The sequence below is a fragment of the Collibacillus ludicampi genome (assembly GCF_023705585.1).
GTDB lineage: Bacteria > Bacillota > Bacilli > Tumebacillales > BOQE01 > Collibacillus > Collibacillus ludicampi.
The window spans coordinates 3301380-3323499 of sequence record NZ_BOQE01000001.1 but is presented as its reverse complement, the minus strand read 5'-3'; the positions used below and the strand labels follow the sequence as shown (position 1 = coordinate 3323499).

General features: G+C 47.0%; 19 protein-coding genes, 2 pseudogenes and 1 riboswitch. Of the genes and pseudogenes, 4 read left to right on the top strand and 17 right to left on the bottom strand.

Annotation, left to right across the window (positions count from 1 at the left end; translation table 11 throughout):
- Positions 1-11: 11 nt before the first annotated feature.
- Complete coding sequence (locus DNHGIG_RS16870) at positions 12-350, bottom strand: metal-sensitive transcriptional regulator (RefSeq protein ID WP_282200686.1); 339 nt, start codon at positions 348-350, stop codon at positions 12-14.
- Between the two features lie 683 nt (positions 351-1033).
- Between DNHGIG_RS16870 and DNHGIG_RS16865 the strand changes: the two genes are divergently transcribed.
- Both DNHGIG_RS16865 and DNHGIG_RS16860 read left to right on the top strand, forming a co-directional pair.
- The gene (locus DNHGIG_RS16865; protein ID WP_282200685.1) at positions 1034-1843 is read left to right on the top strand and encodes an alpha/beta fold hydrolase; all 810 of its coding nucleotides are present in this window, start codon (positions 1034-1036) and stop codon (positions 1841-1843) included.
- A gap of 169 nt (positions 1844-2012) precedes the next feature.
- The gene (locus DNHGIG_RS16860) at positions 2013-2450 is read left to right on the top strand and encodes an SRPBCC family protein (RefSeq protein ID WP_282200684.1); all 438 of its coding nucleotides are present in this window, start codon (positions 2013-2015) and stop codon (positions 2448-2450) included.
- Between the two features lie 354 nt (positions 2451-2804).
- Here the strand turns inward: DNHGIG_RS16860 and DNHGIG_RS16855 are convergent, their stop codons facing one another.
- The 8 genes from DNHGIG_RS16855 to DNHGIG_RS16820 form a co-directional block, all read right to left on the bottom strand.
- Positions 2805-4244 (bottom strand): FAD-linked oxidase C-terminal domain-containing protein, encoded by a 1440-nt coding sequence (locus tag DNHGIG_RS16855; RefSeq protein ID WP_282200683.1) that lies wholly within the window; start codon positions 4242-4244, stop codon positions 2805-2807.
- A gap of 56 nt (positions 4245-4300) precedes the next feature.
- Complete coding sequence (locus DNHGIG_RS16850; RefSeq protein ID WP_282200682.1) at positions 4301-5632, bottom strand: (Fe-S)-binding protein; 1332 nt, start codon at positions 5630-5632, stop codon at positions 4301-4303.
- A gap of 1 nt (position 5633) precedes the next feature.
- The gene (locus tag DNHGIG_RS16845) at positions 5634-6932 is read right to left on the bottom strand and encodes an FAD-binding oxidoreductase (protein ID WP_282200681.1); all 1299 of its coding nucleotides are present in this window, start codon (positions 6930-6932) and stop codon (positions 5634-5636) included.
- Between the two features lie 147 nt (positions 6933-7079).
- Entirely contained in the window at positions 7080-7274 is a 195-nt protein-coding gene (locus tag DNHGIG_RS16840) for a hypothetical protein (protein WP_282201494.1), read from the bottom strand.
- Between the two features lie 135 nt (positions 7275-7409).
- On the bottom strand, positions 7410-9149 hold the full coding sequence (locus tag DNHGIG_RS16835) for an L-lactate permease (protein ID WP_282200680.1): 1740 nt from the start codon (positions 9147-9149) through the stop codon (positions 7410-7412).
- A gap of 206 nt (positions 9150-9355) precedes the next feature.
- The gene (locus DNHGIG_RS16830) at positions 9356-10171 is read right to left on the bottom strand and encodes an SDR family NAD(P)-dependent oxidoreductase (RefSeq protein ID WP_282200679.1); all 816 of its coding nucleotides are present in this window, start codon (positions 10169-10171) and stop codon (positions 9356-9358) included.
- A gap of 102 nt (positions 10172-10273) precedes the next feature.
- The gene (locus DNHGIG_RS16825) at positions 10274-10594 is read right to left on the bottom strand and encodes an ArsR/SmtB family transcription factor (protein ID WP_282200678.1); all 321 of its coding nucleotides are present in this window, start codon (positions 10592-10594) and stop codon (positions 10274-10276) included.
- Between the two features lie 197 nt (positions 10595-10791).
- A complete protein-coding gene (locus DNHGIG_RS16820) occupies positions 10792-12078 on the bottom strand; it encodes an acetyl-CoA hydrolase/transferase family protein (protein ID WP_282200677.1) in 1287 nt (428 codons plus the stop codon).
- 171 nt (positions 12079-12249) lie between these two features.
- On the opposite strand from DNHGIG_RS16820, the gene DNHGIG_RS21105 reads away from it, so the two are divergent.
- On the top strand, positions 12250-12519 hold the full coding sequence (locus DNHGIG_RS21105) for a GNAT family N-acetyltransferase (protein ID WP_369414728.1): 270 nt from the start codon (positions 12250-12252) through the stop codon (positions 12517-12519).
- Positions 12520-12622: 103 nt separating this feature from the next.
- Here the strand turns inward: DNHGIG_RS21105 and DNHGIG_RS16815 are convergent, their stop codons facing one another.
- The 5 genes and pseudogenes from DNHGIG_RS16815 to DNHGIG_RS16795 form a co-directional block, all read right to left on the bottom strand.
- Positions 12623-13261, bottom strand: coding sequence for an FMN-binding negative transcriptional regulator (locus DNHGIG_RS16815; protein ID WP_282200676.1), 639 nt, complete (start codon positions 13259-13261; stop codon positions 12623-12625).
- Between the two features lie 508 nt (positions 13262-13769).
- Positions 13770-14129, bottom strand: a complete 360-nt coding sequence (locus tag DNHGIG_RS16810) for a M20/M25/M40 family metallo-hydrolase (protein ID WP_282200675.1) — start codon at positions 14127-14129, stop codon at positions 13770-13772.
- A gap of 7 nt (positions 14130-14136) precedes the next feature.
- Positions 14137-15147: a superoxide dismutase gene (locus tag DNHGIG_RS16805; RefSeq protein WP_282200674.1), complete on the bottom strand. Its 1011-nt coding sequence runs from the start codon at positions 15145-15147 to the stop codon at positions 14137-14139.
- A 331-nt stretch (positions 15148-15478) separates the two neighbouring features.
- Positions 15479-16776 (bottom strand): annotated as a pseudogene (gene odhB, locus DNHGIG_RS16800) (2-oxoglutarate dehydrogenase complex dihydrolipoyllysine-residue succinyltransferase).
- 35 nt (positions 16777-16811) lie between these two features.
- The gene (locus tag DNHGIG_RS16795) at positions 16812-17291 is read right to left on the bottom strand and encodes a hypothetical protein (protein WP_282200673.1); all 480 of its coding nucleotides are present in this window, start codon (positions 17289-17291) and stop codon (positions 16812-16814) included.
- A 105-nt stretch (positions 17292-17396) separates the two neighbouring features.
- On the opposite strand from DNHGIG_RS16795, the pseudogene DNHGIG_RS16790 reads away from it, so the two are divergent.
- Positions 17397-17711, top strand: a pseudogene (locus DNHGIG_RS16790) (ATP-binding protein); the annotation flags it as partial.
- 198 nt (positions 17712-17909) lie between these two features.
- Here the strand turns inward: DNHGIG_RS16790 and DNHGIG_RS16785 are convergent.
- The 3 genes from DNHGIG_RS16785 to DNHGIG_RS16775 form a co-directional block, all read right to left on the bottom strand.
- Complete coding sequence (locus DNHGIG_RS16785; RefSeq protein WP_282200672.1) at positions 17910-18305, bottom strand: hypothetical protein; 396 nt, start codon at positions 18303-18305, stop codon at positions 17910-17912.
- Between the two features lie 110 nt (positions 18306-18415).
- A riboswitch (cyclic di-GMP riboswitch) is annotated at positions 18416-18499 on the bottom strand.
- A gap of 208 nt (positions 18500-18707) precedes the next feature.
- Positions 18708-20420: a methyl-accepting chemotaxis protein gene (locus DNHGIG_RS16780; RefSeq protein WP_282200671.1), complete on the bottom strand. Its 1713-nt coding sequence runs from the start codon at positions 20418-20420 to the stop codon at positions 18708-18710.
- Complete coding sequence (locus DNHGIG_RS16775; RefSeq protein ID WP_282200670.1) at positions 20413-22068, bottom strand: pyridoxal phosphate-dependent decarboxylase family protein; 1656 nt, start codon at positions 22066-22068, stop codon at positions 20413-20415. The genes DNHGIG_RS16780 and DNHGIG_RS16775 overlap by 8 nt, the downstream gene beginning before the upstream one ends.
- Positions 22069-22120 lie beyond the last annotated feature (52 nt).

The following is a 22120-nucleotide window of genomic DNA, read 5'->3' as shown; positions in this document are numbered from 1 at the left end:
GATGTATGCTACTATTTCAATAATTTATTCACCGTAATCAGTAATTCGTCGATGACCTCATGCTCGCCGGCTTGGATCCGTTCCACCACACAGCTCTTCATGTGTCCTTCCAGCAAAAGCTTACCGACACCATTCAATGCCGATTGTATCGCCGCAATCTGGTTTAAAACATCATCACAATAAGTGTCTTTTTCAATGAGCCCTTTTACGCCGCGAATCTGTCCTTCAATACGGTTTAAGCGGGCAATTAGATTTCCCTTCATTTTCTCAGAATGATGGCTCTTTCTTACACCTTCCGCATGACAATTTTCGCAATTCCTTTCACTTTGATTAACTACCGTGGGTTCCATACATGATCCCTCCCACAAAGAATATACAATACCCCCCTAGTGTATGTAAAGAACAAAATCATCAAACTTTTTACACTGACTTTCTTCTTCTGAATAAACAGTACGAGAAAAACCATTTTTTAGACCCACGAGCCCCTATCCTATTACACGAAGGTACTCAATCATCATGATACCTTGTTTATCAATTTTCCATTATAAAAAGTACCATCTTTGAACGGAAAAGTTATGTGCAATATAAGGCTACGCATGTCTTTGTCATTACGGAGCACTTGTCAAGTTTGGAATCAAAGGATTATCTTGGGGGCTTTCAATTGGCACTTGGCTGGACTACTTTTACACGATCTTTCTCTACTAAGTGGGATGGGTGAGCAATCGTGCTATAATTTACCCAGCGACAAATAACGGCGATAAAAACGAATGGCGACGGTTATACGACATTCGAAAACGGTCGTATATTAAACGGCAACGATTATACGATAACGGGAAGTGGTGAGTGAATCGATGGAACCGTTAAAAACGTTTACTCTCTCACAAATAGCCGATATTTTGAGGAAACCGCGCTCAACAGTACGGGGGTACAGCAACCAAAAGTAAATATGGGGCCACTCGGAAAAGAGTGGCTGGCTGAGGCTAACCGGCCTTTAAACGGGTATCAGCACTAAATGAAAGGATGTGGGGAATAAATGCAAAAAAATATTACTAAACCTGAAGGAGATTACACGAGAGGTTTTTTTGAGGGCCCTGACAATACTACGTTGTCGTTCATTGACTACGGAGGTGACGGGCTGCCTCTTCTGGCATTGCACGGCCACATGAATGAAGGGCGTTTCGTGCAAGGTCTGGCCGATGCGATCCGCGATGACTACCGCGTGATCGCGCTGGATCAGCGGGGGCACGGTGAATCCAGTCGGCCGTCTAGCTTCGCAAATGACCGGTATGTCGACGACACGTTAGCACTGCTGGATTATCTGGGTGTGCAGAAAGCCGTAATTCTCGGTCACTCACTCGGCGGCGTGGTCGCTTACCGATTAGCGGCTCGTCGACCCGAACGAGTTCTCGCTCTTATCGTTGTAGATATCGGCGCGGTTGTTGACAATGACCTGACGTTTGTGGCTAGCTGGCCACACAGAGCGCCGACGCGGGAGGCACTAATTGCGGCTTTGGGTCACTTGGGGCCGGCTCACGCGTATTCAATGCGTCAGTACGAAGATGGTTGGGGGTTACCTTTCGTAGCCGAAGACATGATCATTTCGCAGCGTGAACTCAATGGTGACTACTGGCACGACTGGCTAGCCTCCAGGGTTCCTACTTTTCTCCTACACGGCACGCGAAGCAAAGTCCTTTCATATGAACATGCGGAAGAAATGGCTCATAGGAGACCGAACACAACCCTCGTTCATATCAACGCCGGTCATGCGATATATTACGACAATCCTGATAGGTACGTAGCGGAGGTCCAAAATTTCCTCAAGAGCATCGGTCAGACGCAATAGTAACATAGTAACAACGAGAAATGGTCGTTAATGCTTAAGAGTTGACGCGACGCCAGTGAGTTGCCGGAAGTTGTACATCGGAAACAAGGAAGCAGTAAACCCCGAATTCCAAGCAGTGGGTTTCCGTCATTAAAGGGTGCATGAAAACTAGACGAAAGAGGGATTCTTTATGAACAACCTTACGAAAATTAAAATATTCAAGCCCGTTAATGAAGTGTTTGAAGCCTTCGTTGACCCTTCAAAAATAGGGAATTTTTGGTTCTCATCGAGTTCTGAAAGATGGGAACAAGGCAAGACGATTACATTGAGATATGATGAATACGATGCACAAGCTGATATAAAAATAATGGAAATCGAGGAAAATAAGAAAATCGTTTTCCAGTGGGGTGCAGATGGGGAAGGAAATGTTGTAACGATTACGCTGAAAGAGTTGGATAATGCGAGTACAATTGTTGAAGTTAACGAAGAAGGTTTTAATGAAAATGATGATGAACTAATAAGTAATTTGTTAGGTAACAAAGAAGGCTGGGTTTATATGTTAACCTGTTTAAAGGGTTATTTGGAATTTGGCGTTAACAAATTGAGAGCAGGATTGGTTAAGGGGTAACACGTTCAAAGAGCCATTTGGCTCTTTTTTATGCAGGTTCAAGAAGGAACTTCGATCCGTGTTGTCCAGATGGAGTACACGCAATACGGAATAAATCTTCTGAGGACCTTTTACTACATATGTATCCAGCCAAAAGAAGGGTCACTCACTGCATATACAAAAACAGACGGAATTATTGCAGACAAAACAGTTGAGTGGTAGGTTGTGAATTAGGTTCGTCAAGCCCCGGTCTCTACAGCCGGTGATCGTGGAAGGAATGGCTCAAATGCCGCAGGAAGCTGAAAACATCAAGCAAAAAGCGATCGAATGCGCGAAAGAAGTCGCGAAAAACTTCTAGCCAACGCACAAGGGCGCTCATGACGAGCGCCCTCTTTCCGTTTGAGTCCCTTTTTTCATTTCCGCACAACGTCCCGGGGTCGGAAACAGTTTCCCGGGATTCAACAGTTGATGCGGGTTGAAGACGTCGCGGATACGGATCTGGGCGGCCAATTCCTCATCCGTGAAAATCAGCCGCATCTCTTCCAGCTTTTCAATCCCGACCCCGTGCTCCCCGGTGATCGAACCGCCTACTTCCGCACACGCCTGCAACACGCGGCTGCCCACATCGACCGCCAGTTGGGTCTGCCCGGGAATCCTCGCATCATACAGAATCAGGGGATGCAGATTTCCATCACCCGCATGAAATACGTTGGCGATGCGCAGGCCCGATTGCCTGCTGATCTCATCGATTTTGGCCAATACTTCCGGCAGCCGGCTCCGCGGAATCACGCCGTCCTGGACCAGATAATCGGGGGAAATGGCTCCCATCGCCGCGAATGCCGTCTTCCGGTTGGCCCACCATCTCCCCCGTTCCTGCTCATCGGCCGCCACTTTGATCTCCCGCACATTCCGCTTGTGACAGATCTTCCGGATTTCGTCGATCTGCTCATCAAGACCGGCAATGATCCCATCGACTTCGATCAACAGGAGCGCCTCCAGATCTTTCGGATGCCCGACGGGATAATTGCCCGCTTCCACCCCCTCGATGGCGATCCGGTCCATCATTTCCAGAGCGGCGGGAACAATGCCGGCCGCAATGATATCGGAAACCGCCTGGCTGGCGTCCTGCACCCGGTCAAAATAGGCCAGAACCGTCTTTTTCCCCTCCGGATTTTTCAGGATCCGCACCGTGATCTTCGTCACGATCCCCAGCGTCCCCTCCGAACCTGTAAGGAGGCCCACCAGATCATAACCCGGCTGGTCTGGCATCCCGCCGAATTCCACCACTTCCCCGTCCGCGAGCACCACTTCCAAGCCTAGGATATGGTTGGTCGTCACGCCGTACTTTAAGCAGTGGGCGCCGCCGGCATTTTCCGCCACATTGCCGCCGATGGTGCAGGCATACTGGCTGGAGGGATCCGGCGCATAATAATATCCCTTGCCGGCGATCGAGTGGGTCAATTTCAGGTTGACAAAACCGGGTTGAACGACAGCCCTCCGGTTCTCATAATCCACGTGCAACAACTTCTTCATTCTGACGAGGCTGATGATCACTTCCCCGTTCAGAGGAATGGCCCCGCCGCTCAACCCGGTTCCCGCTCCCCGCGGAACGAACGAGATTTTCCGTTGATGCAGGAATTTCACAACAGCGGAAACCTCCTCGGTCGTCGAAGGAAAAACGACCGCCCGTGGAACCGCTTTGTGAACCGTATACCCGTCGCATTCATACGCCATCAGATCTTCTTGCCGATGCAAGACAGCCCCCGGGCCGACCAACTGAATCAACCCCTGAATGACAGAATCCTCCGGCGGCATGTTTCCGGACCTCCTTCCCGTTTTTCTTCTCTATTTTCTTCCTTATCAATCTGATGTCAGTATCTCGTATCCTGTTCCTTCATGTACGACCAATGAAGAAGCTGCAGGGTATGCACCACTTTCTGTTTCCTTCCCAGCCGCCGGACCCCCACCGCCATCTGCAACATGCATCCCGGATTGCCCATGGCGATATAGTCCGCTTCCTCCGGCACGTTCCTCATCTTCTCCTCCAATAATTTTCCCGCCATGTCCGGATGGGTCAGATTATAGATCCCCGCGCTTCCACAACAACGGTCCGCCTCCGGCATCTCCACCAACTCCACCCCGGGGATCTCCCCCAAAAGCCGGCGCGGTTCCAGGCGAATCCCCTGCGCATGTGCCAGATGGCACGCGTCATGGTAAGCGACACGGGTGTCCAGCCGGCCTTTCGGTTTTTCATATCCGTTCACATATAAAAACCGGGACACATCCTCGACCTTTGCGGAAAAACGTTTCGCTTTTTCCCGGTACATCGGATCGTTGTGCAGCAATTCCCCGTACTCTTTGAGGGCAGCTCCGCAACCGGCCGCATTGACCAGAATGGCGTCCACCTCAGCCGCCAAAAAGGCGTCGATATTTTGCCGCGCCAATGTTTTCCCCGTTTCCCGGTCCCCTGCGTGGATGTGAAGGGCACCGCAACATCGCTGCCCGCGCGGCAGCAGGACTTCGTAGCCGTTCCGAGTCAGGACATGCACGGTCGCTTCATGAACCTCCGCAAAAACGACATCCATCACGCAACCGGTGAGCAAGGCCACCCGCTTTCGAACAGTCCCCCGTGCGGGTATGACCTCGGGAAATCTTTGCGTTACCGGCGGATGAATCGGCGGCAAAACGGTTTCCATCTCCTGCAGATGCGACGGCAGGACTTTGAGCACGCCCGTTTGGCGGAGCGCCTTGCCCAGGCCGCTTTTCTGATACCAACGAGTCATGCGGCCCAACAGGAGCAAACGCCGGGGATGGGGGAAGATCCCCCGGAGGAAGAAGGCCTGGACGGCTGCCTTCCATCCGGTCAGCGGAATCGCCTGTCGGATCTGCCCCCGCGCTTCCTCAATTAATTGTCCGACCTGCACATTGGATGGACAGGCCGTTTCACAAGCCCGGCAATCCAAGCAGGTAAAAATCGGGTCGCTGAAATGTTCGTTAATTTCCATACGGCCTTCCGCCACCGCTTTGATCAAATAGACCCGTCCGCGCGGGGACTGGTGCTCAAGTCCCGTTTCGACGTACGTGGGGCATGCTTCGAGACACATGCCACAGTGGACACAGGCCGAATACAGGTCTTCCCTCGGCGGATCATCCCAGCGGAAATGGACTCTTGCGTCTGACGCCGCTTCTTCCCTCAAGTTCATCTCACAAACCTCCTACAAAACGGTTCGGATTCAGAATCTGATGGGGGTCGAAGGCTCGCTTGATCCCTTCCATTAAGGGAAAAGAGGCTGGCTTCTCTCCCCAGACGTCAACACGCCGTCGGAACGAAAGAGGTGCATGCTGAACGACAGCATAACCTCCCCGCTGCTTCAGAAACGCACGCATCTCCTGAACGAACATGGCGATATCTCCTTCATCCCCCTTGAGGAAAACGCGAGTGATCCCGTGCCCACCCCCGCCGTGCGCTTCGACGGCGAGCGCGCGACCGTGATGCTGATCGCAAAATGATAGGATTGCGGGCACATCCCTATTCAGACTACCGATTTTCAGGGCCACATCCGCCCCTTGCGGGTCGTTTATCGCCGTTTGCGGGGGAATGGAGACAAATTCCCCCCACCAAACGGCCGCCTCTTCCTGCCGCAAAATCTGCCGTTCGGTCCCCGCAGGACGATGGGACAGGACCCACGCCTCCTGGTCGCGCACTGCAGGTTCCACATCTTCAAAAGCGACGACGAGCGTATACCCGTCCATTCCCGTCAGTTTTTGACTCAGGGCCGGGCTGAGCAATTCCAAGGAAACCGGTTCGAGCGGCGAGTCGAGCAACGTACGTACGTAGTCCTGCAAGACCTGTATGTCATTTCTGGAAAAGGAAAGAAGAATCAGGCTCTCATATTTGGGGAGCGGGCGTAACTTCAGCGTCATTTCCGTGATGATACCCAGCGTGCCCATGGAACCGATCAACAACTTGTTCATGTCGTACCCCGCCACATTCTTGACCACTTTTCCGCCGGTACGGATGATCTGTCCGTTCGGAAGGACGACGCGCATCCCGAGAACATGGTCCCTTGCAGAGCCGTAACGCAAGCGTTTGGGACCGCTTTCATTGGCAGCAATCACACCGCCGACCGTCGACCGATGCGGATGGGGTGGATCGAGGGGAATCATTTGTCCAAAGTGGGAGAGGAATTCGGATGCCTCCCTGACTTTCGTCCCTGCCCGCAGCGTGACCACCATATCCCCCGCAGAATGCTCCACGATTCCTTTCATGGCGGAAAGAGAGAGCTGCAGATCCACCTTATCTCGTACACCCCCATGCCTTTTTCGTCCCCCACCGACCGGGATCACGCAGAGCCCTTTTTCGTTGGCATACCTCAATATCTCGGCGATTTCCTCTTCCGATTCCGGATATACGGTACAGCGCCCCTCGTTCCCGAAGGGGTGAGTCACCTCCTCCTGCATCTGCTGTTCGGACAGGATTTCCTTCCAATCGCTCCGTAACATACCTGAGCCCCCTGCCAAGATCTCTAAACTTCTGCTGTCGATTCACCTATTATTCTAATAAATAATTAAATTGAAACAATTTCACCCTCTTTTGTCAAATCGAAAAAAGCCTGGTTTGCGCAAAAACAGGCGTAAAGATGAAATGATTTACACGCTCATTTTTTTCTTCTTGGCTAAATACGCCTGAAAGACTCTGCGCAAGTGGTCGATTTCGCGTGGGGTGACAAACGTGATCGCCACTCGTTCCTTGCCGGCGCGACCTGTGAGTCCGATCCGGCAATCCAACCAATGATTTTCATACGAATATACTTGTATAGTAGTATGATTTTTAAAAAAATTCATCCCCGCCTGTTGTCAAAGTTCTCCACGAGAATGAATGAGAAAAACCTCCTCCGTTCCTTACAGGATATCCTGGAGGATCATTGATCCTGTAGCGGAAGGAAGAGGTACTTTTATGAAAGAATGACATTCAACCGATTATCCCTGCGCCTTTTTCCTTCGATTCGCCCATACAGCCGAGAGTACGACCAATAGCAGTGACAGAAGCAGGATCCAGATCCCCGTTCCAGTCGATGCCGCGCCGCCAACTGTTGAAACCGCTTTCTTCGTCTCCGGAATCAGTGACGGGAAGACGTACGCCTCGAGCGTGGTGATGCCCCCGATGATGGCGGCGAAAAACAGGCTGTGTTTGACGGTGAAGCGAAACAACTCGCCTTCCTTGCCGATCAGACCGACAGCGGCGGCGGCCACGGCGATCGACTGCGGCGAGATCATCTTCCCGGTCACCCCGCCCGAAGAGTTGGCCGCCACCATCAGCACTTGCGGAAGGTGGAGGTTGGCAGCTGTCACGGCCTGCAGCTGCGCAAACAGGGCGTTGGCCGACGTGTCGCTCCCCGTGATAAAGCCCCCCAGCCAACCGAGAAACGGGGAAAGAAAGGTGAACGCGGAACCTGTGACAGTCAGGGCTTTCCCCATGGTCGTGCTCATCCCCGAATAATTGGCGAGAAAAGCAAATCCAAGCACTGCCATGATCGTCATCAAGGGTTTTGCCAGTTGGCGAATCGTGTCTGCGAAGATGCGCGCCCCATCCATAAGGGATACTCTCAGGATCATCATCGACAGCAGCGCGGAGAGAAGAATGGCCGTACCGGCGGCGGACAGCCAGTTGAACGTATAGATCACACTGATCGCTTTCCCGTTCGGCGCGAGGATCGCCCCATCCACGAGCGGAAAATGAAATTTGACGGTCACTCTCTCGAGCAGATTCTTGACCGCTTGAATGCCCCAGTCTCCCACGAAGAGGGTCAGAATCAAAAACGGAGACCAAGCTTTCAGCACGTCGCCCGCCGTGATCTGCCTGCGGACGGTTGTTGGTTCCACCTCATCATTGGGAAAACGCCACACATGTTTCGGTTTCCAGACTTTCAATACCAGCCCTGTGGCGATCATGGAAATGACGGAAGAGAGGATATCAGGAAGCATCGGACCCATGAAATTGGAGGTGAACCATTGGGTCAGCGCGAAGGATCCGCCACTGACCAGAAGTGCGGGCCACACTTCTTTGACCCCTTTCCAGCCGCACATGATCTTGACCAGCCAGAACGGGACAAGCAGACTGAGCAAGGGAAGCTGGCGACCAACCATGGCACTGATCCCGTTAGCGTCCAGTCCCGTTACCGCCCCCGCGGTGATGATTGGGATACCAATCGCCCCGAATGCGACAGGCGCCGTGTTGGCGATCAGGCAAAGGCTCGCCGCGTAAAGCGGATGGAAACCCACCCCCGTCAGCATTCCCGCCGCGATGGCGACGGGCGCTCCAAACCCGGCCGCCCCTTCCAGAAACGCTCCGAACGAAAAACCAATGAGAACGGCCTGTAATCTCCGGTCGTCTGTGATCCGGGCGATCGACTCTTTGATCACAGCAAATTGACCGGTTTTCACCGTCACGTTGTACAGGAAAACGGCGGTTACCACGATCCATCCGATAGGAAATAAACCGTATAATGCCCCATAAACAGTGCTGCCAAGCGCCAGGGACACCGGCATCCGATATTCGACAACAGCCACGAGGATCGCCAGAATGGCTGTCAGGACACCAGCCACATGCCCCTTCATACGTCGCACGGCCAACGCATAGAAAAGAAAATAAATGGGAATCGCGGCCACGAGCGCGGAGATGCCGATGTGATGCAGCGGATCAAAATTTTGCGTCCACATGATCTGCCCTCCCCCGCAGATGAGATCTGATTTGCTTACCAACTAATACTCACGGGCGTAAAAATTTATGATCAGAAAAAACCCTTCCTTTCTACCCGTGGCAGGCGTCCCCCACGGGTAGAAAGGAAGGGTTCACTAGTATAATCTGAAAGTCTCTTCCTAAAGCCACCATTATTCCAAACTCTCTTTTATGAAAGTTCGAGAGTTTATTTTGACACTGTATTCGACGAATGAATGGAATTTGCAGGTTTCCATTCTTGTATGTGACGGACGATCTGTGTCACTGCTTTGCGTGGCAGGAATCTTACGCAAAATGACAGGAGACGGTTTTTGAATCCGGGAATGACGAGTGTTTTTCCTTGAAGAAATCCTTTGTAGCCAATTCGTGCCACGTCTCTTGCACACATTACGCCAGTTTGAAACAACTTCGATTGTTCCAAATGGGCCCTTTCGCTGAACCCGGTTTCAGTCGGTCCTGGACATAAAGCCGTTACCTTGACCCCGGTACCTTTCAGTTCATTGGCCAAAGCTTCTGTGAATGACAAGACATAGGCTTTTGTCGCGTAATAGACGGCCATGAGAGGTCCCGGTTGAAATGCCGCTGTCGAAGCCACGTTAAGAATGCCTCCACGCCGATTGCGAATCATCTCAGGCAAAAATAGTTTGGTCAACGCTGTCAGCGTTTTTATATTCAGGTCGATCATATTTAGCTCGTCATGGAGTTCCGTTTTTATAAACTCGCCATATAATCCAAAGCCAGCATTATTCACCAAATAATCGACTTGGATCCCTTCTTTTCTTACTTCTTCATAGATTTCGTACGCTTTGGATGGATCCTCCAAATCTTTCAAGATGACCTTCACTTCAATCTTGTATTTAGCGGAAAAATCCTCCGCGAGTTTTTGCAGTTTATCTTTACTGCGTGCAATCAGGACCAGATGATATCCATCTTTTGCATAAAGTTCGGCCAATTCCTTTCCGATTCCGTATGAAGCCCCTGTAATCAGCACTGTTTCTTTCATTCGATGATTCCTCCAATTTCTCTCAATCGTCCTTTCATTTTTGCGTGAAAGAAACGTCTATTCGTTTAAACTATTAAACATATATAGACTAAAATACCAATCTTAAAAGCAAGTTTCTTCAACCGCTTGGATAAGTTTTTTTAACAACTTTATTGATTCCTCGACTTCAAGGGAGTAGAAATTTTCCGTTCCCTTTCGGTTCACTAAGACCAACCCTGTTTCCCGCAAAATCTTGAGATGATGGGAAATCGCCGGTCTTGACAAGGGAATCTGCTCAGCGATCTGATTAACATTTAAAGACTCATGTTCCGCAAGGAGAAGGATAATGCTTTGACGAATGCGGTCACCTAATGCTTGAAAAAGCGGAGTACATTGACGAAAAAGTTCTAAGGCTTCCTCAGTTGAGGGAGTTAATCGTTTCATATCCACACTCCATTCATCGTTTCCCGTCAAACTTAGAGCGGCAATTTGATCCGACTCGTAAACATGAATGCCTCGGATCTCCCGTTGAGCAAAGGAACTCCTCCCTGTCTATAACCAACAAGGAGGACCTGTTTATTCGTTTAATTGTTTAAACCAATAACTCTATAATAATCTGTATTTTCTCTTATGTATACGAATCAGATCAGGATTCCACTTTTCTTCGCTTCATAAGTTAATTCATCCCGAAACTTTGGATGCGCAATCCGGATTAACGCTTTGGCCCGTTCCGAAAGACTTTTACCACGGAGTTCGGCGACTCCATACTCTGTAACGATGTGGTCCACATCGTTTTTGGATGTCGTCACGATGGAGCCTGTCGTCAACAATACTTTGATGCAGGTAATCGACTCCTGCTTAACCGTAGAACGTAAGCACAAAAAGCTCCTTCCGTTTTTCGCAAATCGAGTCCCCGTGACGAAGTCTACTTGCCCACCGGAAGAACTGTAGTATCGGCCTGCAATGGTTTCTGAAGCACATTGACCGAACAGATCCACTTCCGTTGTGGCGTTAATCGATACCATATTATCTTCGAAGGCAATGTAGCGTGGATCATTGGTCTGATCGACCGGTAACAAGCAAATCACATCGTTTTCATGCATAAATTCATACAAATGCTTTGAACCCAACGCGAACGTCGCGACCATCTTTCCAGGATGGGTTCGTTTTTGACTCCCCGTAAAGACGCCTTTTTCAAATAAATGAACCATGCCATCCGTCAAAAGTTCGGTATGCACCCCTAAATCCCGATGCTGCGTTAATGACTCAATGACTGCATCCGGAATGCCGCCGATCCCCGCCTGTATCGTATCTCCGTCACAAATTCGTTCGGCCACGAACTCTCCGATTCTACGCTCCACATCGGTGATAGTCGTGGAATGAACCTCATGCAACGGACGATCTACTTCAATAAATCCTTCGATTTGACTGATGTGCACTTGATTTTGTCCGAATGATCTAGGCATCTGCTGATTAACTTCCAGATAGATGGGCGCTTCTCCGATGAAAGTCGCTACATAGTCCGCATTGGTACCAAGAGAAAAGTAACCTTCTTCATCCATTGGTGAGCTCTGGGCAAGAACAATGGGATTTCGGGCCGTTTGTCGCAGAATTTGAGGCATCTGATGAAAATGGTTGGGTATCAAGTCGCATGTTCCGTTTAAAAATGACTTCCGTGAAGCGTGACTCAGAAAGTAACTGATGTATTGGATATGGCCTTTGTATTCGCCTTGTATATAGGCACGGTCTTTCAAATCATGCATTTGATGGATTCGCACGTTTTTCCATCGGGTCCCTTGTTCATCGATCGCTTGAAGCAATGAATCCGGTTCCCCATTGGCCAAGGGGATAATCAGATCCGCCCCGTCAGGAATTGCATCCAAGATTTGTGATATGTGCTTACGTTTAGCTTGGTAAGCTGCTTTCAAGAAAGATCCCCTCTCCGTTTGCATGATCTCAGTATCTATCATACTAATAAAGGAGAAAAATTCCTATCTATATTGCTCGGAATGATTTTGACAGTCGTTTGACATTTTTGTTTCACATCTGCAAATTTCATATTGAATCGTAAAAAGCTGAGATGCTGAAAAGTTTATCTTGTGCGTACTCTATTATTAACATCTTCTCTCCGGAGAAAACATCCTCGCAGTGGAGGTAAACGAATACAAATTCAGATCTTACAGGCTAGGGGTGTTGGTCGTGCCCTCTTCACCCATGCACTCCAGCGTGCCTCTCATTTGGACGCGAAGTACATGGAGTGGGCAGCCGAACGTCATGCAGTAGGTTTCTACGAACATATGGGGGGAAAACATATCCTTGACTATCCGACGAGACTTGAAGGCCCAATCCGATTTTCAGAATCGGAGTAAACAGTGAGAACCCCCCGACTTCTTGACTAAATACAAATTAAATGATACAGCATATGCCGCTTCTACTCATACAGTTTTTGTTGTGAATAGGGGGTTTTTTCTATCATTCTTTCGAATGTGCATCCAATCTAATATTTTCTTCTATTAATTTTGCTATTTCTAAGGAATTGTATTTATTACTGGATAGTAAACCATTAACCAAGTTTTGTTGTCTCTGTATTGAATGATTTTGACTTAACTTCCATTTCCCCTCAACCTTATTAATTTTTATCTCAAAAGTAACCAAACCATTCATCAATTCATTTATAAACTTATCTTCAAAATTTACTAACCAAGGGTTAGGCAACGATGATTCATAAAAGTTAACAGTATCTTCTATAATTTTTTTTGCTTCTTCTTTATCATCAATTACCTTAAATTCTCCGTACACATGAACAGCTACATAATTCCAAGTAGGTACGGTATTGAATTCCCCATACCATGACGGAGAAATATAGGCATGAGGACCAGAAAAAACAACAAGGACTTCTTTATCCCCTAAATCCTTCCAATGAGGGTTTGCTTTCGCCATATGACTCATTAGAACACCGTTATCGTATTTACTCTCATCAATTAAAAAAGGCAAATGTGTTGCAAAAGGACCATTCTCATTTTGAGTAAATAAAATCCCAAAACTATTATCTTTAATAAAATTTACTAATTTCCTTTTTTCATTGACCTCAAAAGCCTTAGGTATATACATTGTCATTTCCCCTTATATGATTCGGATAACCCAAAAGCATTCCCTCTTTAGCAAGAAAAGGAATGCTTTTGGATTTGCTTTTGGTTTACCGAGGGATGCATTTATTTATTCTTTCCTTATATTACTTATTACGTCTGCCATCTACATTAAGGATTTCTCCGATCACCATTTTTGCCGGATCGGAAGCCAAGTCAAGCGCTTATATTTAGAGTCTAGCTCCCTAATTTTACAGACCCGTAAAATAATAAAAACCCGATTGAATGGCGCATAAAGCACTCCTCAGTGCCCCCATGATATGCAAATACTGCAAAAATAGGATGTAATCCATATCCCGCCGTAGATATAATTACGAGTAAGTTTCTCCTTAAACATAAAATCTCCTTTTTTTTGTACGAGTTTTCTCTCCACCGATCATGCAGGATCTGATTCAATCAATAATTCCGGAAATGATTGTTAAAAAACCGGACTCACACTGGTGTGCAAGTACGGTTTAATACTCCGCTCGTTCTCAGTTCCTTACCCCACACCAATCCAAAATAAACGCTGCATAGGTTTTGGATACCGATTTGACACTCGGAAGATCCACCCATTCGTCCGCACCGTGCATATTGCCACCAACAGGGCCATAACAGGTCGCAGGAATACCGTAATACAAATTGTAGAAGCGAATGTCCGTTGTGCATGTCGATACAAAATACTGCAGCTCTTCGCCTGTAGTCTTCTTATGGGCATTCTTCAAAGTATAAAATATTTCCATGTCTTCGTCAAGCAAAACACCTTCCGCATGGAACCCGAAGAAAGTAATTTCCGGTTCCACCTCTTGCAGCCACTCATCTTCTTTTGCCGCCGCAAGTAACCACGCTTTCACTTCGTCTTTAGAACGGTTGCCAACGTAGGTTTCGTGCTTGCTTAAAACGCCTATTTATTTCATCCCAATTCACGATATTCCACCAAGCATCAATGTAGGAACGTCGGTTATTTTGATATTTTAAATAATAGGCATGTTCCCAAACATCAAGAACCATCAACGGAACAATATCATGTTGGGAGAGGTTTTGATGTTTTTCCACTTGTAAAATTTCAACTCGATGTGAACGAGGAGACCAAATAAGCATGGCCCATCCGGAACCTTCTACCTTCTCTGCTGCCGCTGAAAAATGTAGCTTAAATTTTTGAAAACCGCCAAATGTGCGATTGATTTCGTGAGCGATTTCTCCTGTTGCTTCTCCGCCTCCTCTAGGATTCATAGTATTCCAAAATATAGTATGCAAATAATGTCCAGCTCCATTGAATGCCGCTTCTCTTTCCCAATGCTTAATTAAAGAAAAATCGCCGCTTTCCCTAGCTTTCAGCATTTCATTCTCTGCTTTATTTAATCCTTCTACATAGGATTTATGATGACTATCATGATGTATACGCATGGTTTTTTCATCAATATAGGGTTCCAATGCATCATAAGGATAGGGAAGTGGTGGAAGGATATGTCCACCAATCGGGATGGATTGATAATAGGTTCTTTCAATAGAAAACGGATGATCATCTTCATGTCTACTGACAAGTTGGACGAGAGGTAGATGACCATTTTCAATCTGCGAAGGAACATCAGAGTTGAGTATATTTGAATATTCAAACTTATGTTTTCTCATTTCTTCATTTGATAGTTGAGGAATCAGTGCATCTAATTTATTAAGTAGATCTTGTGAGCGAGTGTACATCATGTTCGCGTATTTTAAAAAGCTACGTACCTCTTCTCGAGTTCGATTGACACTGGGAATTCGATCTATAACGGTGTCTAACCGGTCGAGAACTTCCTTGTAGTACCACTCTCTGAGTTGTTGTGCCTGCTGGAAATCAAAGTATGAAGAATCCACCTGGTGTTGATACACAATGGCTCCTCCTCTTATGAGCATCTGACCACAAGATATTCCCGAAGTAAGTAAACGTTCAAAAAACAGGCGTTTATCACAATAGGAAAGGATTATGGCCTATGATTTGCGGTGGTTCGAGCCCCTTGTAATCATTCGTTGGCCTACGCGGCTGATCGGTTCCTATCCCACCGAATCAAAAAACAAAAAAGCCTTGATTCCTGATCTGACTAGGATTCATGGCTTTTTTGTGTATGGAAGGAATGGAATAGGAAGTGAACGCTTAGAAGCGAAAATAGAAGGTCTTTTTTCTAATGAATTGTGAAAAAACCCTTAAGGAGTTACTTACTTATTAACCCTCTATTAGCAAAGACTCCGGATCTTCAACCAGGTGTTTGACTCTTACTAGGAAGCTAACCGCTTCACTTCCGTCCACGATCCGATGATCATATGTCAAAGCAATATACATCATCGGCCGGATCTCCACGTGACCATTAATCGAGACAGGACGTTGCTGTATCGTATGCATACCCAAAATCCCGACTTGCGGCGCATTGAGTATAGGGGTGGAAAAAAGGGACCCGAACACTCCGCCATTTGTAATTGTAAATGTTCCACCCTGCAAATCCTGGATACTCAGTGTATTGTTCCGTGCTTTTTGTGCTAATTCGGCAATTTGTTTTCGATTTCGGCAAAGCTCAAACGATCCGCGTCCCGTACAACTGGGACTACGAGACCTGCATCAGTAGCAACTGCAATTCCGATATCGTAGTGGTATTTGATTATTATGTCCTCCCCCTGAATTTCCGCGTTTAGGTAGGGAAATTCTTTCAAGGCGCCTACGACAGCTTTTGTAAAAAAGGACATAAATCCGAGGCCTACACCGTGGCACTCTTTAAACTTTTCTTTCCGGCGTGTCCGTATATCCAGTACTGCCGTCATATCCACTTCATTGAACGTTGTTAACATCGCCGCCGTATGTTGAGCTTCGACAAGCCGGCGCGCGATCGTCAAACGACGCCGCGTCATGCGGATCCTTTCTTCTTTTAAAGCAGCAACCGTTTCCTGTGTCGGATTACCAGACGGAACGACCGCCCCGGGCCGAATGGAAGGCATACGGTCAGAGGGCATCACATTCCTTTCGTTTTGTAAGGCATTCTTGGTTCCTTTGGCAAACTCCAGAACATCCGCTTCCGTAATTCGTCCCAAACTTCTTTGTACTTGATGTAAATCAACGCCCAGTTTCATAGCCAATCGACGAACAGCTGGGGTTGCAAGAGGAGGAAAATTATCATCCTTGAGAAGTAAAGGTTTTATCGGCTCTTTTTCAATGGTTTGTTCCCTGCCGCCCACTTTGTCTGGCTTATGGACTGTATATTCCTCCGAAGTCGCAGGCGGTTTATCGGCTGTTGAGGTCACTTCGCCGATAATCCCAATCACCTCCCCCACCGCCACTGTCTCTCCCGCCCGTTTTAAAATCTCCTGTAATACACCGCTTTCAGGTGCGATCACATCAACGTTAACCTTATCGGTCTCAAGTGCTGCAATCGGTTCTCCCTCGGTGATCGATTCCCCCTCATTTTTCAGCCATTTCTGTATGGTTGCTTCAAGAATTGATTCTCCCAGTTCAGGTACCTTGATCTCACTCATGATCGGGTCCTCCTTACTTTCACACTCAACCTGGTCTAATCAAAATTCAGAGTTTTGTCGATAATCTGTTTCTGGTTGCCCTCATGAACATCCGCCATGCCTTCTGCCGGACTCGAACGTTCAGGCCAACCGATATACCTTAGCGGTGTATGTATCAATGCTTGTAATCGCGGCTGCATGTACATCCATGCTCCCATATTTTTAGGTTCTTCTTGCACCCATACAACTTCACGTAATCGCGGGTATCGTTTTAACACCTGTAACAAATCATCCTGCGGGAACGGATACAACTGTTCGACTCGGACAATCGCCAACCGATTTGTTGCAAATGCTCCTGTTTCTAGTGCCGCACTTAGGTCAATCGCAACTTTACCTGTACACAGGATCAACCGCTCGACTTCTTTTCCGTTATTGGCGGTATAAGGGTCGTCCAGAACCCGCAAAAAACGCCTCTGTTCAAGTTCAGCCGGATGTGAAGCGGCTCGCGGATTCCTAAGCAAGCTTTTTGGAGTCATTAAGATTAAAGGCTTGGGTGTTTGTGCGCAAACGTGCGGCTTGAAGCCGCAGTAAATGAAAATACTGGGCTGCACTCGTCACGTTGGCAACTGACAATGTATCCTAATATCCTCTTGATCGGTCCGCCTGTATCCGGGAAAACGATGCTGGCCCGCCGACTCCCCACAATCCTTCCCCCACTTCCTTTTCAAGAAGCGTTAGAAGTAACCAAAATCTACTCGGCAGCAGGATTGTTGAAAGAAAAATCAGCGCTCATTACAAACAGGCCTTTTCGCGCACCCCATCATACGATCTCCGGTTCTGGATTGATCGGCGGCGGGTCGATCCCAAAAACAGGAGAAGTTTCACTTGCACACGGAGGCGTCCTCTTTCATGATGAACTGCCCGAGTTCAGCAAATCAGCGATAGAGATGTTACGCTTTCAACTGATCACCGCAACGAATCTATGTCGATTTATTGCGCTTTTTGTCGAAAAGTAATAAAATACAAGCGTAGGACACCCATCCCCCCCTATTGCTTTGAGCATATCCCTATCTTTTTCGCGGTCATCTTACCGCTTTTTTTATTCGATTTTATAATACGAACAAAAAAACCGCTAAAAAGCGGTTTAAAACGAACTATCCAATGGATTGTATCTGTTCTTTGATCTTCTCTGCTAAGGGGGTTGCTTCTAATTCCCCTTTTATTTTTCGATATTCTTCAAGAAATGAAGAGACATCGGGCTTTACACCTCTTTGTTTACATTCACGGGCCATAATACGAAGATAGTAAAGAAACATCACTTCCGAGAATGTCGTCTCAGTTTTCGGAGAACGGCAGAGATGTTCACCTGTTTTTATGATCCCTTTTTTAATTTGATCAACCTTTCGACGAACACTGGAAAATGGAAGCCCTAGAGATATTGAAAGTTGCCGGACCGACATGCGATGAAGATTTTCCTTTATGAAGGCAACTTCCGAATGCGTCCAACAATGGTGTACCATCGAACGATTCTTGTATCTCTTTTCCCCCATTGTCTTAAATTTTCCTCTCTCTAATTTTGATCTATACGAATTGATTTCAAAAAAAGAATTCCACCTTGCTTTGAGCAACTTGAACTAGGTGGAATTCTTTATTCCACCTCTTCGGTAACTGGCTGGCATAGTCATTGACCGTAGCCCCTCTAGCTTTGCGTCCTTGGCTTTCGCCAAGTTTGCCATTATCGGAGGATTAACTTTGATCAGGATATTAAGTTAGTTCTTGAATTGCGGATCGTGACCTGTTCTGCCACTTGTTTTTTATGCTTATTGTCTCAATGAAAGATCTAGGAAACATTCCTCCCACTGCCCTAGCAATAGGAGGACACCTATATGTTTTTATCAAGCATATGTCTAACACTATACAAACGCTTATTGAATCCTTACATTGTTATACCGTCAAATCTTAAATTCGCCAACCAATTCTTTTAACCGGTTGGCCTGATCACTTAACGTGTCTGTCGCCTGAGCGATTTCCTCTATAGCCGCCAATTGTTCTTGTGCGGTACCAGCTATGGAGCGGGTATTTTCTAACGATGTTTCTGTAATCTGTGCCGTCTCTTCTGCCGATGCGGACAATTGTTCCGATGTGGCGGAAATCTCCTGAATGACGGCCGAGACATTCTGGATTTGTTGTGAGACATTGTCAATCAAGTGGGAGATCCGTTCAAATGAATCCCCGGCCGTACGTACCTGGTTGCTCCCGGAAACCACCACCTGAGTAACCTGACTCATGGCTTCTACCGATTTCAGAGAGTGCGCCTGAATCTCGTGGAGCAGATTGGTAATCTCACTGGCCGATTGGGAGGATTTTTCGGCGAGTTTGCGGACTTCGTCGGCAACCACTGCAAATCCCCGTCCATATTCACCCGCCCGGGCCGCTTCAATGGCCGCATTCAATGCCAACAGGTTGATCTGATCAGCAATGCTAGTGATAAACTCGACCACATGGCCAATTTCATTGGCTCGTCCATGCATTTGGCGCACCAGTTCGGTAGAGTTTTCCACTGAAGATGTTATTAGCTCCATTTGGGAGACCGCTTTTTGAATCGATTGATTTCCGCGACCTGCTTCCTCAGCGGCTTCAATAGATTTTTCCGACACTTCGACAGTGGATTCGTTAATATGTTGGATACCCTTTGCCATATCCTCCATGGCTTTTGAGTTTTCTTTGGCCCCTTGTGCTATCGTTTCACTGCCGGAAGAGACCTCCTGAAGCGATGCGGTCATTTGGTTGATCATGTCTGTAAACATACGGGTATTATCAGACAAATCCTTGGAGGATGCAGCCACATGTTCCGACGTGGCTGCAACTTGTTCTAGCAAACGCTTCAAGTGAAGTTTCATTTGATTAAAGCTTTCGGCCAATTGCCCCATTTCATCATGACTGGTGATGCTCACTTCGCCGCGAAGATCGCCTTTCGCTAGTGTTTGGGTATGGGAAACGAGAAGTCGCAAAGGTTTGGTAAATTGTTTGGATAAGAAATAACCAGCGATGCTTCCTAGCAGAATCATGATTCCTGTAACTATAATACTGATCTGGATGATTTCGCTTCTCAATTGATCCACGAATCTGGCATCCATATCAATCCCTAGTATCATATGGGTTCCAGCGATAGGTACAAACACAGACTTATGAACTCCAAAGTCGTCTTTGTAAATACTGCTAATCTGCATAGAGCCTTGTAAAGCTTTGTTCATTTCATCGGTAAAGGGATACTCCGCATTGCGCTGGTCAGCCGCTTCACTCAAAGCAACGATATACGTTTTCTCTTTCTTTCCCAGTACATAGACGTTTTCCACACCCAACTGCTTTTTCTCTTCATTTAAAAAGGACAGCAACTTGTTGTATGCTTCATTGGATCCTTGATCCGATTGAATGACAAGATTCTTATCCAATTTCTCCTGAACCCAACTAATATTCGTTTTTAACGTTCGGTCAAACTCTGGTAGCACATGATTATCGACAATATAATTTGCCGATTTATAGGCGATCGTACTAAAGCAAAGAGAAATAACGATCACCAATAGGGTGAAAGATAGGATCAATTTTTTTGAAATCGAATTTCTGATAGAAAGTTGATTGTGAAGGAATTCTTTCCAATTAGACATGGCTTTCCACCTTCATGCGCTCGTTGATATATTGCTCTACCTGTTCTTTTAGAAATGCAAGGATTGGATCCACACTCTCCACAGTTGTATATGGGGAAATCGAGAAAAATTTTACGACAGCAATGGGATACCGCTCGCTCGAGTCAATGATATCCACGAGACACTGTTTTGTGGTATCGCCGAAAAAGACCTGGTCACGATGTTCTCCTAAGCGCTCAAATAGGCGTTTATTCCAGGCATTGTTTCTTTCAATTTGCGCACGGCTTGCCTTGCCCGATATCTCTTCTGCCCATTCCACAGTTCCCGGATAGAAGCGAAACGTGGTGATCGGTCCAATATTGGCTTCATTGGTAATGGCTACATTCGGAATCGCTGCTAACAATTTTTTTCGAAAGGCAAGATTTACACGTACGTAATTGGCCAGTATCTGTTGATAACCTTCGATACCGAAAGCCAACAAGGCTGCGTAGATCGCTAGGGAACTGGACATGCGGGAACATTCCAGGGTGTAACCGGTATGGTAACTTCCGTAGCCACGATTGCCTACATACGGCGTTTCAAACTCATTCAAATCGAGAAGTCCCAGATCCTTCCCGTTTTTGACAAGAAACAGGCTGGACAGGTAAGGCGTTTGTCCAAACTTTTGAAAATCGAAACAAAGACTATCCGCCAAATGTAAATGTTGCATTCGCTCACGGATGTGCAGTAATCCATCATTTACTTCTTCTTCCAGTTTCAGAGGATTGGCAGTAAAGTCGTAATGGTTAAAAAAGCTATAAAATCCGCCCAATGCGGAATCTGCATGAATATGTACAGGCTTTAATCCATACTTCATCGTGAGCTCATCACATACGTCTTTGATTGCTTGTATGTCATCAATACCAAAGGAGTCAGTGGTTCCAGTGGTGGCTACCACATACACAGGAATGCCGCCTTTTTGAATGACAGCCTCCATTTTTGCTTGCAAATCGGCTACATCCATGGAGTGGTCTTTTTGTGTTCGAACCAAAACGAGATGATCTGAACCAATTCCTGTAGCTTCCACCGATTTTAATAAGCTGTAATGCGCGTTTTCTGAAGCGAAACAATAGAGATTGTTGGGAATCCCCTTTTCCTTAGCATGAGGAAACTGTTTGGCAATGGCCAAACGCAGGCCTGAAAAAACGGCCCCCTGACCGCCCCATGTGGTATATCCCCAACTTTGTTTTTCGTCATAACCCACGAGTTTAGACATCATAGCAATGACCCTTACTTCTGCTTCTGCACCTGCAGGACCATACACATCCCAGAGATTATTGCCGTTCAACAGCGTTGTCAGTAAAGCACCAAGAATTCCGGGGATACTTGCCATAGGCAACACGTTGGTGACAAAATTCCTCGTATGATATGGATGCCCGGGAACTAATTGAAGCAGTTCCTCCAGCATTTGCTGCATGCCAATTCCTTGTTCGGGGACCTTAGAGGTACGGATCAGTTGCTTATAGAAATCATCGCTTCTCTCTCTCATCGGCCCCAGGGTTGCCCTTTGGGGATCTTTCAGGCTGTCGATCGTCTGAATCATTTTTTCTACAAAACCTAACAATTGTTTCCGTCGCTCTTCGTTCCCGTCTTCACTGGGAAACAAGGATTGTACCTCTTGAAAATTCATTTTACCACCCTACCCTTCTTACTTTCGTTAAATATAAAGAAATCCACCTTAA

Excerpts from the sequence above, each read along its gene's own strand:
- DNHGIG_RS16870 (WP_282200686.1), bottom strand. The coding sequence starts at position 350 with ATGGAACCCACGGTAGTTAATCAAAGTGAAAGGAATTGCGAAAATTGT.
- DNHGIG_RS16865 (WP_282200685.1), top strand. The coding sequence starts at position 1,034 with ATGCAAAAAAATATTACTAAACCTGAAGGAGATTACACGAGAGGTTTT.
- DNHGIG_RS16860 (WP_282200684.1), top strand. The coding sequence starts at position 2,013 with ATGAACAACCTTACGAAAATTAAAATATTCAAGCCCGTTAATGAAGTG.
- DNHGIG_RS16855 (WP_282200683.1), bottom strand. The coding sequence starts at position 4,244 with ATGCCGCCGGAGGATTCTGTCATTCAGGGGTTGATTCAGTTGGTCGGC.
- DNHGIG_RS16850 (WP_282200682.1), bottom strand. The coding sequence starts at position 5,632 with ATGAACTTGAGGGAAGAAGCGGCGTCAGACGCAAGAGTCCATTTCCGC.
- DNHGIG_RS16845 (WP_282200681.1), bottom strand. The coding sequence starts at position 6,932 with ATGTTACGGAGCGATTGGAAGGAAATCCTGTCCGAACAGCAGATGCAG.
- DNHGIG_RS16840 (WP_282201494.1), bottom strand. The coding sequence starts at position 7,274 with ATGAATTTTTTTAAAAATCATACTACTATACAAGTATATTCGTATGAA.
- DNHGIG_RS16835 (WP_282200680.1), bottom strand. The coding sequence starts at position 9,149 with ATGTGGACGCAAAATTTTGATCCGCTGCATCACATCGGCATCTCCGCG.
- DNHGIG_RS16830 (WP_282200679.1), bottom strand. The coding sequence starts at position 10,171 with ATGAAAGAAACAGTGCTGATTACAGGGGCTTCATACGGAATCGGAAAG.
- DNHGIG_RS16825 (WP_282200678.1), bottom strand. The coding sequence starts at position 10,594 with ATGAAACGATTAACTCCCTCAACTGAGGAAGCCTTAGAACTTTTTCGT.
- DNHGIG_RS16815 (WP_282200676.1), bottom strand. The coding sequence starts at position 13,261 with ATGTATATACCTAAGGCTTTTGAGGTCAATGAAAAAAGGAAATTAGTA.
- DNHGIG_RS16795 (WP_282200673.1), bottom strand. The coding sequence starts at position 17,291 with ATGACTCCAAAAAGCTTGCTTAGGAATCCGCGAGCCGCTTCACATCCG.
- DNHGIG_RS16785 (WP_282200672.1), bottom strand. The coding sequence starts at position 18,305 with ATGGGGGAAAAGAGATACAAGAATCGTTCGATGGTACACCATTGTTGG.
- DNHGIG_RS16780 (WP_282200671.1), bottom strand. The coding sequence starts at position 20,420 with ATGTCTAATTGGAAAGAATTCCTTCACAATCAACTTTCTATCAGAAAT.
- DNHGIG_RS16775 (WP_282200670.1), bottom strand. The coding sequence starts at position 22,068 with ATGAATTTTCAAGAGGTACAATCCTTGTTTCCCAGTGAAGACGGGAAC.